This window comes from Paenarthrobacter sp. 10L412 (genome assembly GCF_056395565.1).
In genome coordinates this window covers 181,336-196,247 of the sequence record NZ_JBFTJT010000005.1, presented here as the reverse complement: position 1 = coordinate 196,247, position 14,912 = coordinate 181,336, and the positions used below count along the sequence as shown (strand labels likewise).

Genomic DNA, 14,912 nt, shown 5'->3' with positions numbered 1-14,912 from the left:
AACAGTGACTCGACGAAGAGGAATGTCCTTGGCAGGGCAGTACCTTGTGCTGCAGTTGTTGATCGTCCTGGCGGTCCTGGTCGCTGTTGTAGCCATCTCCCTGGCCCAATCTGCTGCTGCTTTTGAACGCACTGAAGGACGCCGGGCATTGTCCGCGGCAGAGGCCCTGGGCAACAACCCCACTGTGCGCGCCCTGTTGCCCACCGCCGAACCCCGCAACGGGTCATCCCTTCCCGCCGTGGCCGAGTCCATTCGCACTGTATCTGGATCTTCCCACGTGGCACTCGCAAAGCTGGATGGCACAGTAGTGACGTCCTCGGATCCCAGCCAGCTGGGCAAGCCGCTCCTGCTGGGCGACAGCAGGGTCAAGGAAGGCCGGGCCTGGACCGGAGTCCTTGCCGGCAACGAAGGGAAAGTTCTCTCAGCACATGTGCCGGTACTGGACGACTCCGGGACCATGATCGGCATCGCCTCCATCAGCAGGAACTATCCGTCCGCCCTTGAACGGCTGGAAGACGTGGTCCCCAACCTCCTCACCTACCTTGGCGTCGCGAGTGTCCTGGGCGTCGCCGGTTCCCTTCTGCTGTCCCGTCGCGTCAAACGGCAAACCCTCGGAATGGAGCCCCGGGAGATCACCGGGCTCGTGGAAAACCGTGAAGCGATGCTGCAAGGCCTCAAGGAAGGGGTGGTGGCGCTGGACCCGCACGAGCGGATTACAGTGGCAAATGAGAGCGCCCGTCAACTCCTCGGATTGCCCGCAGACTGTGTGGGCCGAAAACTTGGGTCTCTCCATGTGGACCACGCGCTGAAGGTGGGATTAACCCGGGAACAGTCAGACCCCGACCAACTGGTGCTCGTGGGGGACCGGCTGGTAGTCATGAACAGGGTGGCCCTGAAGTCCCATGGGCGCGACATCGGCTCCGTGACAACCCTGAGGGACCGGACCGAGTTGTCGTCCCTGGAGAGTGAACTCGGTGCCACGCGAACCGTGACCGACACTTTGCGTGCCCAAGCCCACGAATTCGCAAACCAACTCCACGTCATTTCCGGCCTGATCCAGATTGGCGAATATGATTCCGTGGTGCAGTTCGTCAACGGCGCCACCGTGGACCGGACCCGGCTCAACGATGAAGTGACCAGCCGTATCCAGGACCCGGCGCTCGCAGCCCTCTTGATAGCCAAAGCCAGTTTGGCCACCGAGCGCGGCGTGGAACTGCAACTCGACCCGCAGTCCGGGCTTCCGCGCGTCGATGATGAACTGTCCCGGGACCTCACCACTGTGGTGGGCAACTTGGTGGATAACGCGTTCGACGCCGTCACTGGGCTGGTTGGGGCGTCGGTGAGTGTGTTGGTGGTCAACTCAGCGGACGGTGTTTCAGTCACCGTCCGGGACAACGGACCAGGCGTGCCCTCCGACTCCGCAGAGGACATTTTCCGTCAGGGCTTTTCCACTAAGGAGCCGGGGCCCGGCGACGCCCGCGGCTTCGGCCTGGCGCTCTCACGGGTGATCTGCCGTCGGTCCGGTGGCGACCTGACGGTAACCAACGACCACGGGGCAGTTTTCACCGCACAATTCAATAAAGGGGCAGTGTAATCATGATCAAAGTCTTGATTGTGGATGACGACTTCATGGTGGCCAAGGTCCACGCCGGTTTCATCCAACGGACGCCCGGGTTCGGCGTCGTGGGGGTAGCGCACACTGGCGCGCAGGCCATCCTTGAGACGCAGCGGTTGCAGCCGGACCTTGTGCTGCTGGATATCCACCTCCCGGACGTCAACGGCCTGGACCTGATGCATCAGCTCCGGGACGTTGCCCCGGACCTTGACGTGTTGGTGATCAGCGCGGCCCGGGAAACCGAGACGGTGCGCAAAGCACTGCGCGGGGGTATTGTGCACTACCTGATCAAGCCGTTTTCGCAGTCTGATCTTCAGGAGCGATTGCAGCACTATTTGAATGCTTACCAAGGGCTGGACGCTACCAAGGACGTGGCCGAGCAATCGGATGTCAACCGGGTATTCGGGCTGGACTCTGCTCAACGTACGCTGCCCAAGGGATGCAGCGTGGAGACACTGGAACTCGTGGAGACCGCACTGAAATCGGCCCCCGGCGACGTCTCCGCCGCCGAAGTTGCCGAGCAATTGGGGACCTCCCGGGTGAGTGCCCGCCGTTACCTTGAGTACCTCCACGATGAAGGTGCGCTGGAAGTGAGGCTCAAATACGGCGTCGGGCGTCCTGAGAGAAGGTATGTGCTGAAGGGGCGGTGAGCCGCTTGTGACGGGGTGCCCGTCCGTCTTGCCCCAAGGGTCAATTGATAAACTGGGTGCACGTCCATGATCAGGCTTTCTGACAAAGGAGCGTGAGTATTATGCCTAAGACCGGCAAGAACGATCATGCCCGTAAAGACGAACTCCCATCGACGCTGCAGCGTTCTGAGCAGAAGGCCCAGGACACTTTCGCCAAGACCTACGACTCTGCTATGGAGACCTACGACAACGATGAGAGCCGGGCGGCCCGCACCGCCTTTGCCGCGGTGAAGCATAGCTACGAGAAGGTTGGCGACCATTGGGAGGCGAAGGAGGAACGCGGTCCTTCGGACCCGCACGCGGAAGAGGGCATTGGATCAACGAAACCAACCGCCGGGGGAGTGGACGCCAACGCCTCCAAGGAACATCTCTATCAGCGCGCCCAAGAGCTGGACATCAAGGGCCGTTCGAAAATGAGCAAGGATGAACTCGTCACGGCGCTGCAGAAAGCCAACGACTCCGCAACCCGGAAGGCGCGAGGGGGCTAGTCTCTGCACTCTTGGGCCGTGCAAATTTGGAGCGGCCCGGGATTTATTCATCTTATGGCGCTTTATTAGAACGCAATAAAGTCTCCTAAATCTTGTAAGACTTTCTCATAGGCAACTCGAATTCACGGCGAAGATCGTCGCCGCTGATGGTATTGCCGTCGGCGATGTCGCGCCGTGCCTGGGCAAGGTCTTCGCGAATGCCGGGCTGGGATAGCCAGTGGAGGGTTTCCTGCACGGACTCTGGATCATCGGCTGACATCACCCCGCCACCGTCTTCAGATAATTCCGGATCCCATCAACCACCATTTGGTGATCCTCGTCAGAGCTCAATCCGGCAACGGTCACCGCACCAATCACACCCGCACCGCGCACACGGATCGGGAACGAGCCACCGGCGAGCGTGTAATCGTCATGGGCAAGCCAGCCGCCTCCCAGAGGGCTGTGGGTGCAGGCGGAGAACTGCTCAGTCAGCAGCGCCGTGCTGTGTTCAAAACGCAGCACCGAGGCGGACTTGCGGCGGATCCACTCCTCCTGGTCGGCAGTGGCTCCGGGCAGGACGCAGCGGAAGAGCACAAGGTTGTGCCGCCGGATGTCGATGGCAACGCCATGACCGGCCGCGATCGCGTGGTTGGCGATGAGCGAGCCGAGGCGCCAGGCGTCGTGGTGGTCAAAGCTTGCGAAGACGAGTTCTTCCTCTTGCTGGCGGAGCTCCACAAGGCGCGCAGATTCAGTCATTTCGTTGCACCTTCTTCTGAAACAACAGCATCCGCCGCGTACGACAGCCCGATCTGGCGGCGGATTTCATCCATGGCCGCCATGATGGCCACGCTTTCGCTCGGGGGCAGGATAGTGCCGGCGGTCTCACCGGCGCGGATCAGGCGTTCCAGCTCGGCCGCCTGGTACTGCATTCCCCGGCTCTTCACGGGCTGCTCGAAACGCTCCACCACCTCGCCATCAACGCGGAAAACGGTGAAGGGCACTTGGTTGTACCAGGTGTGTTCGATGTCGATGTAGCCCTCTGTGCCAATCACCATGGCGCGGTTGGCGCTGGCGGCGTCGAGTTCACAGTCCACTATGGCCTGTTGCCCGTCGGCGTACTCGAAGATCGCCGCCGTTTGCCTGTCCACGCCGGTGGCCGACATGGAGGCGCTTGCCCGGATTACGGCAGGCGTACCAAGGATGTCGAAGGTAAAGGAGATCGGGTAGATGCCCAGGTCCAGCAACGCTCCACCGCCCAGGGCGGGATCGTTGAGCCGGTGGGCAGGGTCCTTGGGAAGGCTCTGGTTGTGGCTGGCAACCACCTTCCGGACCTCGCCGATGGTGCCTTCCTGGATGAGTTCGCGGATGCGCACCATGTGCGGGAGGAAACGCGTCCACATAGCTTCCAATGCCACAAGGCCTTTGGACTCGGCCAGGTCCACGATCTCCTGGGCTTGGCGGGCGTTCATCGTGAAGGCCTTCTCCACCAGCACATGCTTTCCGGCGTTGAGCGCCAAGAGTGCGTTGGCATGATGGAACGGGTGCGGCGTAGCGATGTAGACCACGTCAACCAACGGGTCTGCCACCAAGTCCTCGTAGCTGCCGTGGGCGGTCATCACTCCATGCAGCTCAGCGAATGCTTTGCTGGACTCCAATGAGCGCGAGCCCACAGCCTGCACGGTAAAGCCGTTCTCTTTCAGGTCCTGCGTCTGGAGTCCGGCAATAAATCCTGTGCCGAGGATGCCCCAGCGGATTGTTCCGTCGGAGGTGCCATTGCTGAGGGTCACGTGCTTAGTCCTTCGTCGAGTCAGAAAGCGGGTAGGCCACATACGCAAAACGCCGGGAGTCCGGCGACCAGCTGTTGACGTTGAGGCTACCTTGGCCACCGAAAAGTGGCCATGTATGCAGCGGCGTGGCCCAGTCGTCTGTAGAAACAAGCACGACGGCGACCGGCAGGTCCGCGGGGTGTCCGAGGGTTCCGCTTGGGAACCGGATGTAACTGGCGTACCGGCCATCGGGGGAGATGTGCGGGAACCAGTCGACTGTTTCGGATTCGAGGAGCCCCTCGAAGCCAGTGCCGTCGACGCGAACCCGGGCGAGCTGGGCGTGACCCGGTGTGGTCGAAAAGGACTCCGTGTTCAGGTAGAGCCATTTCCCATCGGGCGAGTATTCCGGCCCGTCGCAGTGCCCTGAACCGATATCAAAGCGGTCGATATCAAAGCGGCCGATATCAACGCTGGCGGTAGCGCCGCCGTCGGACGCTATGGTCATCAGGCGACCTGGCTGCGTGAAGTCCCCCGCTTCGATCCCCACATACGCCAACTCCTTGCCGTCCGGGCTGACGCCGTGGAGGAAATGGAAGGAGCCGTCGTCGTCGGTGATGCGCGTGACCGGTCCGCCGCCCAGTAAAGCACGGTAGATGTGGCCGTCGTTCGCGGAGACGAAGATGCCCTGGCCGTCAGGTGCCAGGACGTGGTCGTTGTTCAGGTCCGGGACCCCCGTGAGGGAGATAGGTTCCAGAGAGCCCGCGTCGAGATCGAAACGCCATGGCTTGCCATCCCCGTTGAGGATCAGTGAGCTTCCGTCCAGCGTCCAGTTGGGCGCCTCAAGAAGAAGTTCGTCGGTGCTGTAAAGCAGCGCCGACTCCCCGCTGACTGACGCGATCCGCACCTCGCAGCGCTGGCCGGATTGAAGGGTGCGGATCACGTCGGTCCTTTCCTGGTCCTTGCTGCTGAACTAGTCTTTGCTGCTGAAGGCGGCGTCGAAGGAGGTTTGGGAGGCGGGGAAGTCGTATTTCTTCAGGGCGGCGAGGGCTTCGGGGGCGCCGTGCAGGCGGTCCATTCCGGCGTCTTCCCATTCGATGCTGATGGGGCCGTTGTAGCCGATCGCGGCCAAGGCCCGGAAGGAGGATTCCCAGGGCACGTCTCCGCGTCCGGCGGAAACGAAGTCCCAGCCACGGCGTGGATCTCCCCAGGGCAGGTGGGAGCCCATCACGGTGTTCCGGCCGGTGGGCCGGAGCTTGGTGTCCTTGCAGTCCACGTGGTAGATGCGGTCCTTGAAGTCCCAGATGAAGGACACGGGATCGATGCCTTGCCACATGAAGTGGGACGGGTCCCAGTTCAGGCCGAACGCGGGCCGGTGGCCGATCGCTTCCAGGGTCCGGACGGTGGTCCAGTAGTCGTAGGCGATCTCACTGGGGTGGACTTCGTGGGCGAAGCGGACCCCGCATTCATCGAATACGTCCAGGATGGGGTTCCACCGGTCGGCGAAGTCCTGGTAGCCGGCGTCGATGACTTTTTCGGGGACGGGCGGGAACATGGCGACGTACTGCCAGATGGAGGACCCGGTGAACCCGACCACGGTGTCGACCCCCAATGCGCGGGCGAGCCGGGCGGTGTGTTTCATTTCTTCGGCGGCGCGTTGACGGACGCCTTCGGGGTCCCCGTCACCCCAGACTTTGGACCCGACGATTGCTTCGTGGCGGAAATCGATGGGGTCATCGCAGACAGCCTGGCCTTTGAGGTGGTTGGAGATGGCCCAGACCTTGAGGTTGTACTTCTCGAGGATGGCGAGTTTGGACTCGACGTAGCCGGGTTCATCCCACCGCCAGGCGTCAAGGTGGTCTCCGGAGACGGCGATTTCCAGGCCGTCGTAACCCCAGCCCGAGGCGAGGCGGGCGACTTCCTCGAAGGGGAGGTCGGCCCACTGGCCGGTGAACAGGGTGTACGGGCGGGGCATGTCAGGCTCCTTCAGTAGGGGTGCTGTTTAGGGAGGTGGTGTGAAGCTGGATCAGTGAACTTTTGGCCGCCGCGGATTCTTCGATGGCAGCGAGGACATGCTGGACGTTCAGGCCTTCCTCGAACGACGGCGACGGCTGGCTTCCGTCCCGAATGGCCAACAGGAAGTCCCGGATCTGGTGCGTGAAGGTGTGTTCCCAGCCGATGATGTGACCCTGCGGCCACCAAGCTTCGAGGTAGGGGTGCTCCGGTTCGTTGACGAGGATCCGGCGGAAACCCTGCTCGCGGACTGGGGCAGTTGCATCGAGGAAGCCGAGCTCGTTCAACGCTTCGAGGTCGAACAGGATGGTGCCTTTGTCTCCGTAGATTTCGAGTTTCAGGGAGTTCTTCTGGCCGGTCGCTACCCGGCTGACTTCCACCGAGGCGATTGCCCCGGAGGCGAGGGTCAGCGTGGCCCATGCGGCGTCGTCGACCGTGACATCTTCGGGGCCATTCGGCCCCGGGCGGCGATTCACGAAGGTGTGCAGGCGGCCCGTGACCTCGGTGACGGCATCACCCAGGAGGAACAGGACTTGGTCGATGGCGTGCGAGGCGATGTCGCCCAGCGCGCCGGAGCCGGCGGTTTCCTTGCGGAGCCGCCAGGTCATGGGCGATTCGGCGTCGGTGAGCCAGTCCTGAAGGTAGGCGGCCCGGACGTGGCGGACAGTGCCGAGGCGGCCTTCGGCGATCAGTTCGCGGGCCAGTGCAAGAGCGGGTACGCGCCGGTAGTTGAAGCCGATCATCGACTGCACGCCCTTGGCGCGGGCAGCAGCGGCGGCTGCAGTCATGGCTTCGGCCTCGGCGATCGTGTTCGCCAGCGGCTTTTCCACCAGGACGTGTTTGCCGGCCTGGAGGGCGGCGATGGCGATTTCGGCGTGCATCCAGCCCGGGGCGCAGATATCGACGATGTGGATGTCGTCCCGCTCAATGACGGACCGCCAGTCCGTGGCGGACTCGGCCCAGCCGTACTTTGCCGCGGCTTCCGCGACTGCACCGGCGTCCCGGCCGACGAGCACTTTTTGCTCGAAGGCCGGGACGTCGAAGAAGCTGGCCACATTCCGCCACGCGTTCGAGTGGGCTTTACCCATGAAGGCATAGCCAATCGCGGCGACCCCCAAGGTGCGGGTAGGTTGCTGGGTGCCCTGGCTCTGGTCAGTGTGGGCGGGGGTGCTCATGGTGTGGTTCCTCGTTACTTACGGAGTTGCGGTTGCCTGGAGAGTTGCGCTTTCCGGCGCCCAGTCCTCCGGGACTGGCTCGGAAGCGGGCGCGTTGCTGGTGACGTCCACGAACGAGCCCGATTCCACGGATTCGGAAATCGAGACCATCGTGTCCAGTACGTGATAGGCCAGTTCGCCGGTGGCGCGGTGCGGGGCGCCTGAGCGCAGGGCACGGGCCATGTCCAGGACGCCCAGGCCACGACCGTTGGCCGGTCCGGTGGACGGGATGATCTCGGGTTCTTCCGCGCCTGGACGCCAGAGCTTGAGGTCGCCGTCAAAATAGTTCGGGTCAGGCAGCGAGAGCGTGGCTTCGGAGCCGGTGATTTCCACGAACCCCATCCGCAGGCGCGGGGACTCGAACGAGAACACGCTGTGCGAGGACGCACCGCTTTCGAACTGCGCCATCGCGGAGACATGGGTGGGGACCTCGACGGCGAATTCCTCCCCCGCCTTCGGACCGGAACCAATGACCCGGGTCGCTTTCGCGGAGGAGCCGACGGCGGCCACCTTACGGACCGAGCCGAAAGTCTGGATGAGGGCCGTGAGGTAGTACGGGCCCATGTCGAACAACGGGCCGGCGCCGTGCTGGAACAAGAACGCCGGGTTCGGGTGCCAGGATTCCGGGCCTGGCGTCTGGAACGTGGTCATTCCCGTCAACGGGGTGCCGATGTCCCCGCGCTCGATGATCCTGCGCGCGGTCTGCAGCCCGGCGCCCAGGAATGTATCAGGCGCGGTACCAAGCCGCATGCCCGCAGCGTCGGCTGCCTTCAGCAGGCCAAGTCCTGACTCGCGGTCCAGGGAGAACGGCTTCTCCGTCCAGACGTGCTTGCCGGCGTTGATCGCGGCTGTGGCAACCTCGACGTGCGCTGCCGGGATGGTCAGGTTCACGATGATCTCGACGTCGGGATGGTTCAGTGCCAGCTCGGGCGCACCGAATTCGGGGATCCCGTATTCCTTGGCCCGCGCCTCGGCGGCCTCGACGAAGAGGTCTGCGATCACGAGGACCTTCACGTCCGGGAACGTGGTGATGTTATCCAGATACTGTTTGCTGATGTTGCCCGCACCGATGACGGCGACGCCCACTGGGCCTTTGCGGGTTGAAGGTGTGAAGCTCATGCCCCTGCCTCCTCGGAAATAGTTCCCTCAGCTGCCTGAGCGCTTGCCGCAGCCGTCAAATACCTCAGGCTCTCGGTGATGCCCTCAAAAATATCGCCGGAGTAGTCATCGAACTCCACCACGCCAACTTCCAGGGACTTGGCCGCGGCGATGATATCCAGGACAGGGATCGTTCCCTGGCCGGCGGGCTGCTGGGCCTTGGTGTCCGTGGTGGCCGGACCGTCCTTGATGTGGATGAGCTTCACCCGGTCGCCCAGGCGCTCCAGCAGCGAAACGGGGTCTTGGCCCCCGACAGCTGCCCAATACGTGTCCACCTCAAGGACGAGTTCCGGATCCAGCAGGCCCGCGAAGTACTCCAGTGCGGTCTGGCCCTCAATGGTGGACTCCAGCTCCCACACATGGTTGTGGTAGCCAACGCGAATGCCGTAATCGGCGCCCTTCTTCGCTGCCGCGTTCAGCGCTGCGGCGGTGGACTGGATAGTCCCGGCGTCCTGCCAGTGCTCGGCGGGAAGGAAAGGATCGATCACGGTGGTGATGCCCAGTTCCTTGGCCGCGGCGAAGATCTCGTCCTGGTCCTGGCTCAAAAGGGGCGCGTGCCCGGACGGAGCGGTGAGGCCGTTCTCCCTCAAAGCAGCGCCGAGTTCCTTGGCGGTGGCCACGAAGTTGTACGGTTCCACCTGCGTGAAGCCGATCTCGGCGACCTTCCTGATGGTGCCTGGCAGGTCCTCCTGGATGGCGTTGCGAACGGTGTAGAGCTGGAGTGAGTAAGACATTGGGTTCCTTCTCGGTGATCGCCCGGATAACGGTGTTGCTCGTACTTGGGTGTTGCTTCCACTTAACAGTGAACCTACTTAACTGCTCCTGACGACAGCCCCGCCACCAAGTGTTTTTGCACCAGGATGAATCCGATCAATACGGGCAGGCTGACCACGACGGAAGCGGCCATGAGTTGGTTCCAGAAAACATCCGATTCGCTGGCGTAGGCCTTTAGCCCCAGGGACAGTGTTTTTGTGGATTCGTTGGTCAACACGGATGCGAACAAAACCTCGCCCCATGCGGAGATGAACGAATATACGGCAACTGCGATGATGCCCGGCTTGGCAACAGGGAGGATCACACGGAACAGTGCTCCCATCCTGCCAGTGCCATCGATCATCGAAGCCTCTTCCAGTTCCTTGGGAATCGAGGCAAAGTAGCCGCTCAGCATCCAGATGGCGAAGGGCAACGTGAACGTCATGTAAGTGATGATCAGCCCGAGGTAGGAGCCCTGCAGTTGCAAGCCGGTCATGTTGCGGATCTGCGTGAAGATCAGGTACAGCGGCAGGAGGAACAGGATGCCAGGGAACATCTGGGTGGAGAGGACAGTCAGGCTGAAGGCGCGCTTTCCCTTGAACTGCAAGCGCGCAATGGCGTAGGCGGCAAGGACTGCGACTGTCACTGAGCACGCTGTTGCGCAGACGGTGATGATGAGGCTGTTCTGGAAGTACTTGGCCAGCGGAACCGTGGTCCAGATGTCCAGATACGGTGAGGCGGTGATTTCCCGGGGAATCCACTGGAAGAGTCCGGAGACGTCCTTGAGGGGTTTCAGCGAGGTGGAGACCACGACGAAGAGCGGGATCGCCACCCACAGGGACAGGATGGTCAGGACTATGTTCCTGAGGATCCGGAAGTTGCGTGTCTCAATCATTGTCGGCTCCCTTGGGCAGCACCATGCGGATGTAGAAAGCGGAGGCAATGAACAGGGCGATCAGCAGCAGTACGCTCATTGCGCCGCCCAGACCGAAGTTCCAACTGCCGAAGGAGTTTTGGTAGATCAGTGGGGAAATAAGGGTGGCTTCCTTGGGAGACGTGGCTCCGAACAGGACGAACGGGACGTTGAACTGGTTGAAGGTCCACAGCGACATGACCATGAGCAGCACCCCGTTGGCCGGGCGGACCATGGGCAACGTGATGCGACGGAACTGCTGCCAGAGCGTAGCGCCGTCAATGGCCGCTGCCTCATAGACATCAGTGGGAACGTTCTGCAGGGCAGCCATGAGCATGAGGAACGCGAAGGGCCACAACTGCCACACGTTCACAATCACCATGGCTCCGAAGGAGTTCTGGCCCAGCAGCCAGAAGGGGCGTTCGTCGCCGAAGAGGTGAAGGGTGTCCACCAGGATCTGGTTCACGGCGCCGTCGCGCTGGTTGAACATGAAGGCCCAGGCGATGGTTCCGACGTATGCCGGGAGCGCGTACGGGACCAGGAAGAAGGTGCGAAGAAGAGCACGTCCCCTGAAGTTGGAGGACAGGAAAACCGCGCCTGCCATGCCGAGCACCCAGGAGAAGCCGACCACCAGGATGGTGTAGCCCAGCGTGCGGCCAACCGTGCTGAAGAAGGCCTGGCCGATGGTGCTGTCCGGGTTGAGGCCGTTGATGAAGTTCTGCAGCCCCACGAACGGTGCGTTGAGCCAGTTGGTGAGGTTGAGCTGCGTCAGGGAGATGAACGCGATCCAGATGCCAAGGAGCATCGGTCCGATGTGGATCAGGAGCTCAAGGATCGCGGCCGGAAGGATCAAGCCGTAGGGGAGGAACGAGCGACGCCGTTTACGTACCGGCGGCCTGCTTGCGGCCCGTGATTGGCCGGGCTCGGGATCAACGGCAGCGGGGCTGCCTGCAGCGGCCGGGCCGCTGTCCAATGCTGAATGGGACATGGAAACTCCTTTGCCGGAGCGGGGACGCCACTTTTTGGTGGCGTCCCCGTTCATGAGGCTTGGTTACTGGGCCGCGGCCATCTGGTTGTTGGCGTCCTTGAGGGCCGCCCGGATGTCGTCTTCGGAGACAGTTCCCGTTGCCGCCTTGGCAAAGAGGTTCTTGATTGCCGTGCCGGTGAGGGTCTCCATCTGACCCTCTTTCGCGATCAGCGGCATGGGTAGGGAGTGGTTGGCCAGGGCGTCATTCTTGGCCTTGACTTCTTCGGTCTGGAAGGCTGCATCGCTCGACGCCGCGATGACTACAGGAAGGGAGGAGTAGGCCTTATTGAGGGCAATCTGCTCTTCGTCGCTGGTCAGGAACGCGGCCAGCTTGATGGCATTTGCCTTGTTGTCGCTGTTCTTGAAGACACTGAGGTTGATACCGGCCACGTGGCTCTGGGTTCCACGGTCACCCGTAGCTCCCGCGGTCATCATGGGGATCGGGGCTACACCCCAGTCCTTGAAGTCGCGAGCAGCGAAGTTCTTCAGCGGGCTCTGGTCGAACATCATGGCGGCCTTGCCATTGATGAGGTTGTCCACCTTCTGGCTGCCCTGGCTCAGTTCAGCGTCCGACGGCGACATCACCTTGTCCGTGGCCATCAAGTCCACGAACTGCTTGACTCCCTCAACTTGGGGATCGCTGTCGAAGGTGGGCTTTCCGTTACCGTCGAACAAGGTACCGCCGTTTTGCAGGCCACGAACGAACGCTTGGTGCGAGTTGGCGGAAACGGATGCTCCAGCTGCGGTGAAGCCCCACTGATCAGGCTTGCCGTCTCCGTTGGTGTCCTTGGTGAGCTTCTTGGCATCGGCCACAAACTTGTCCCAGGTTGTGGGGGCCTTCTCGATGCCGGCTTCCTTGAACAGCTTGGTGTTGTAATACATGTTGTAGGCCAAGCCGTAGAGGGGCACAGACGTGGGGGTCTTGCCTTCCGCGCCACCGGTCGACCAGCTGGTCTTCAGGAAGCGGTCCTTGCCGCCAACGGCCTCCAGCAGTTCACCTTCCACGGGCTCAAAAGCGCCCGTCTCCTGCAGGGTCACGGCCCATGTGTTGCCGATGTTGAGGACGTCGGGACCGTCGCCACTGGTAACCGCGGTAAGAATGCGGTTGTAGAGGTCAGTCCAACTGATGACTTCCAGCTGTACCTTTACTCCGGTCTTTTCGGTAAAACGATCCAGCGTGGGCTTCAGCTTGGCTGCGGTGTCGTCCAGGCTGTTGCCTTGGTCCGATGCCCAGTAGGTAATGGTGTCGCTGCTTGCTTGTGGGCTGCCACCGCCGCCACCGCAGGCGCTGAGACCCAGTGCCAAGGCTGCCGTCGCGGCAACCGCCGATAGGACTTTCAGGGGATTCTTCATGATGCTCCGGTTTTCTCGTCGTCGAGCTGGTGCTGGCTGAAACTAGGCTGAAAGCGTTGCTGCCGTGGGATCCCAGTCCTCGGGCAGCGCCGGGACCTGTGTTGCAGAACTTTCCACATCCACAAAGGCCCGGTTGTCGATTGACTCTGCGATGGAGGCCATGGTGTCCAGGATGTGGAACGCAAGTTCACCCTGGGCGCGGTGCGGACGGCCTTCACGGATGGCACGGGCCATTTCCAGGACGCCCGCTCCACGGCTGGCAGTTGAGCCGACTGACGGGACGGTTGTCCAATCATCGGAACCGAGCGCGCAAATCCTGATGTCGCCGTCGAAGTTGTTCGGATCCGGCAATGCGATGGTGGCCTCGGAACCGGTGATCTCCACGAACCCTGCGCGTTTGAGCGGGGAATCGAAGCTGAAGATGCTCTGCGCAGATTCGCCGTTCTCGAACTCCAGGATGGAGCTGACGTGCGTAGGGACTGTGACGTCGAATGTCTCGCCTGCCTTGGGACCCGAGCCGATCACGCGTGTCTCGCGGGACTTCGAGCCGAAGGCGCCTACCTTGCGGATGCTGCCGAACGTCTGCACGAGCGTGGTCAGGTAGTAAGGGCCGATGTCGAACAGAGGGCCGGCGCCGTCCTGGAAGAGGAAAGCAGGATTCGGGTGCCAGGACTCCGGACCCGGGGACTGCATCAAGGTCAGCGCAGTCAGGGGAGTGCCGATGTCACCGCGTTCGATCATGCGGCGGGCAGTTTGGAGGCCGGCGCCGAGGAACGTGTCCGGTGCGCAACCCAGCCTGACGCCGGCTGCGTCCGCGGCCTTCAGCAGGCCCAAGCCACTTTCGCGGTCCAAGGAGAAGGGCTTTTCGCTCCAGACATGCTTGCCCGCGTTGACAGCCTGCGTGGCAACTTCCACGTGGGCAGCGGGGATGGTCAGGTTGATGACAATCTCCACCTCGGGGTGGCCGAGGACAGCGTCGATGCCACCGTGCACGGGGATGCCGTACTCGTTGGCTCGGGTGGCTGCGGCCTCTTCGAACAAGTCACCGATCGCCACAACGCGAACATCGGGGAAGCTTGTGAGGTTGTCGAGGTACTGCTTGCTGATGACACCTGCGCCGATGATGCCCACGCCCACGGGACCTGAACCTAAGGGGGTTGACATCAGAGAACCAAAGGCCGCTCCTGCTGCGTGGCTCATGCGGACACCTTCCCGGCGCTGAGGTAGTTGTAGCTGTCTTCCACGGCGTCGAACATGTCGCCTTGGAAGTCGTCCAGTTCCACGACCGCTGCTTCAAGTGATCCGGCAGCGTTCAAGACGTCCCAGATAGGCATCTGACCGGCACCAACGGCGAGCTGGCTCGACGGGTCCGAGGTCACGGGACCGTCCTTGATGTGAATGAACTTGACGCGGTCACCAAGCCGGGCCAGGAGCTCGGCGGGATTCTGACCACCGACTGCAGCCCAGTACGTGTCCAATTCCAGGACGACCTCGGGGTTGAGGTGGTCGGCCAGGTGTTCGATTGCCGTTTTGCCGTCAATGAGGGACTCAACTTCCCACCAGTGGTTGTGATAACCGACGCGGACACCGTATTCGGATCCCTTGGCGGCAGCCGCGTTGAGCTGTTCCGCGGTTGCTTTGATGTCTTCGATCGTGTTCCAGCGCTCGATCGGGACATGCGGGTCAATAACAGTTCCGATGCCAAGTTGCTGTGCAGCGGCAAAGATTGCGTCCTGGTCATCGCTGAGCAAAGGAGCGTGGCCGGACGGAGCGGTGAGGTTGTTCTCCGTCAATGCCTGCTTGAGTTCTTCGGCCTTGGCAACGAAACGGTATGGCTCAACCATGGTGAAGCCGATCTCGGCCAAGCGCTGGATGGTTCCCGCCAGATCCTCTTCAAGGGCCTTTCGGACCGTGTAGAGCTGGATCGAATATGACACTGTCTCTCCT

16 protein-coding genes are annotated in these 14,912 nt (G+C 62.2%); 3 read left to right on the top strand and 13 right to left on the bottom strand.

The features are described from left to right. Positions 1–22 precede the first annotated feature (22 nt). From AC1DD7_RS07560 to AC1DD7_RS07550, 3 genes are all read left to right on the top strand, one after another. Positions 23–1,594, top strand: coding sequence for a sensor histidine kinase (locus AC1DD7_RS07560; protein ID WP_442017450.1), 1,572 nt, complete (start codon positions 23–25; stop codon positions 1,592–1,594). A gap of 2 nt (positions 1,595–1,596) precedes the next feature. Further along, entirely contained in the window at positions 1,597–2,265 is a 669-nt protein-coding gene (locus AC1DD7_RS07555; RefSeq protein ID WP_442017437.1) for a response regulator, read from the top strand. Positions 2,266–2,366: 101 nt separating this feature from the next. Next, the gene (locus AC1DD7_RS07550) at positions 2,367–2,792 is read left to right on the top strand and encodes a ChaB family protein (protein ID WP_442017449.1); all 426 of its coding nucleotides are present in this window, start codon (positions 2,367–2,369) and stop codon (positions 2,790–2,792) included. 85 nt (positions 2,793–2,877) lie between these two features. Here the strand turns inward: AC1DD7_RS07550 and AC1DD7_RS07545 are convergent, their stop codons facing one another. From AC1DD7_RS07545 to AC1DD7_RS07485, 13 genes are all read right to left on the bottom strand, one after another. After that, positions 2,878–3,051 (bottom strand): hypothetical protein, encoded by a 174-nt coding sequence (locus AC1DD7_RS07545; RefSeq protein ID WP_442017436.1) that lies wholly within the window; start codon positions 3,049–3,051, stop codon positions 2,878–2,880. Beyond that, positions 3,051–3,527: a heme-degrading domain-containing protein gene (locus AC1DD7_RS07540; RefSeq protein WP_477514459.1), complete on the bottom strand. Its 477-nt coding sequence runs from the start codon at positions 3,525–3,527 to the stop codon at positions 3,051–3,053. Before AC1DD7_RS07540 ends, AC1DD7_RS07545 begins: the two co-directional genes overlap by 1 nt. Then, positions 3,524–4,558 carry a Gfo/Idh/MocA family protein gene (locus AC1DD7_RS07535; RefSeq protein ID WP_477514458.1) on the bottom strand — a complete coding sequence of 345 codons (1,035 nt, stop codon included), beginning with the start codon at positions 4,556–4,558 and terminating at the stop codon, positions 3,524–3,526. Before AC1DD7_RS07535 ends, AC1DD7_RS07540 begins: the two co-directional genes overlap by 4 nt. Before the next feature lie 4 nt (positions 4,559–4,562). After that, positions 4,563–5,477, bottom strand: a complete 915-nt coding sequence (locus tag AC1DD7_RS07530) for a TolB family protein (RefSeq protein WP_477514457.1) — start codon at positions 5,475–5,477, stop codon at positions 4,563–4,565. A 30-nt stretch (positions 5,478–5,507) separates the two neighbouring features. Further along, entirely contained in the window at positions 5,508–6,509 is a 1,002-nt protein-coding gene (locus tag AC1DD7_RS07525; RefSeq protein ID WP_477514456.1) for a sugar phosphate isomerase/epimerase family protein, read from the bottom strand. A 1-nt stretch (position 6,510) separates the two neighbouring features. After that, positions 6,511–7,722, bottom strand: coding sequence for a Gfo/Idh/MocA family protein (locus tag AC1DD7_RS07520; protein WP_477514455.1), 1,212 nt, complete (start codon positions 7,720–7,722; stop codon positions 6,511–6,513). Positions 7,723–7,740: 18 nt separating this feature from the next. Further along, positions 7,741–8,880 carry a Gfo/Idh/MocA family protein gene (locus tag AC1DD7_RS07515; protein WP_477514454.1) on the bottom strand — a complete coding sequence of 380 codons (1,140 nt, stop codon included), beginning with the start codon at positions 8,878–8,880 and terminating at the stop codon, positions 7,741–7,743. Continuing rightward, positions 8,877–9,653, bottom strand: a complete 777-nt coding sequence (locus AC1DD7_RS07510) for a sugar phosphate isomerase/epimerase family protein (RefSeq protein ID WP_477514453.1) — start codon at positions 9,651–9,653, stop codon at positions 8,877–8,879. Before AC1DD7_RS07510 ends, AC1DD7_RS07515 begins: the two co-directional genes overlap by 4 nt. Before the next feature lie 74 nt (positions 9,654–9,727). Next, a complete protein-coding gene (locus tag AC1DD7_RS07505) occupies positions 9,728–10,567 on the bottom strand; it encodes a carbohydrate ABC transporter permease (RefSeq protein WP_477514452.1) in 840 nt (279 codons plus the stop codon). Beyond that, positions 10,560–11,573 (bottom strand): carbohydrate ABC transporter permease, encoded by a 1,014-nt coding sequence (locus AC1DD7_RS07500; RefSeq protein WP_477514451.1) that lies wholly within the window; start codon positions 11,571–11,573, stop codon positions 10,560–10,562. Before AC1DD7_RS07500 ends, AC1DD7_RS07505 begins: the two co-directional genes overlap by 8 nt. Before the next feature lie 63 nt (positions 11,574–11,636). After that, positions 11,637–12,965, bottom strand: coding sequence for an ABC transporter substrate-binding protein (locus AC1DD7_RS07495; RefSeq protein ID WP_477514450.1), 1,329 nt, complete (start codon positions 12,963–12,965; stop codon positions 11,637–11,639). 42 nt (positions 12,966–13,007) lie between these two features. Then, a complete protein-coding gene (locus AC1DD7_RS07490) occupies positions 13,008–14,129 on the bottom strand; it encodes a Gfo/Idh/MocA family protein (protein ID WP_477514533.1) in 1,122 nt (373 codons plus the stop codon). 32 nt (positions 14,130–14,161) lie between these two features. Next, entirely contained in the window at positions 14,162–14,902 is a 741-nt protein-coding gene (locus AC1DD7_RS07485; protein ID WP_477514449.1) for a sugar phosphate isomerase/epimerase family protein, read from the bottom strand. Between the last annotated feature and the right edge of the window lie 10 nt (positions 14,903–14,912).

Bases quoted from the DNA above. Each gene is read 5' to 3' on its own strand.
- AC1DD7_RS07560 (WP_442017450.1), top strand. From the start codon at position 23: ATGTCCTTGGCAGGGCAGTACCTTGTGCTGCAGTTGTTGATCGTCCTG.
- AC1DD7_RS07555 (WP_442017437.1), top strand. From the start codon at position 1,597: ATGATCAAAGTCTTGATTGTGGATGACGACTTCATGGTGGCCAAGGTC.
- AC1DD7_RS07550 (WP_442017449.1), top strand. From the start codon at position 2,367: ATGCCTAAGACCGGCAAGAACGATCATGCCCGTAAAGACGAACTCCCA.
- AC1DD7_RS07545 (WP_442017436.1), bottom strand. From the start codon at position 3,051: ATGTCAGCCGATGATCCAGAGTCCGTGCAGGAAACCCTCCACTGGCTA.
- AC1DD7_RS07540 (WP_477514459.1), bottom strand. From the start codon at position 3,527: ATGACTGAATCTGCGCGCCTTGTGGAGCTCCGCCAGCAAGAGGAAGAA.
- AC1DD7_RS07525 (WP_477514456.1), bottom strand. From the start codon at position 6,509: ATGCCCCGCCCGTACACCCTGTTCACCGGCCAGTGGGCCGACCTCCCC.
- AC1DD7_RS07520 (WP_477514455.1), bottom strand. From the start codon at position 7,722: ATGAGCACCCCCGCCCACACTGACCAGAGCCAGGGCACCCAGCAACCT.
- AC1DD7_RS07515 (WP_477514454.1), bottom strand. From the start codon at position 8,880: ATGAGCTTCACACCTTCAACCCGCAAAGGCCCAGTGGGCGTCGCCGTC.
- AC1DD7_RS07510 (WP_477514453.1), bottom strand. From the start codon at position 9,653: ATGTCTTACTCACTCCAGCTCTACACCGTTCGCAACGCCATCCAGGAG.
- AC1DD7_RS07505 (WP_477514452.1), bottom strand. From the start codon at position 10,567: ATGATTGAGACACGCAACTTCCGGATCCTCAGGAACATAGTCCTGACC.
- AC1DD7_RS07500 (WP_477514451.1), bottom strand. From the start codon at position 11,573: ATGTCCCATTCAGCATTGGACAGCGGCCCGGCCGCTGCAGGCAGCCCC.
- AC1DD7_RS07495 (WP_477514450.1), bottom strand. From the start codon at position 12,965: ATGAAGAATCCCCTGAAAGTCCTATCGGCGGTTGCCGCGACGGCAGCC.
- AC1DD7_RS07490 (WP_477514533.1), bottom strand. From the start codon at position 14,129: ATGTCAACCCCCTTAGGTTCAGGTCCCGTGGGCGTGGGCATCATCGGC.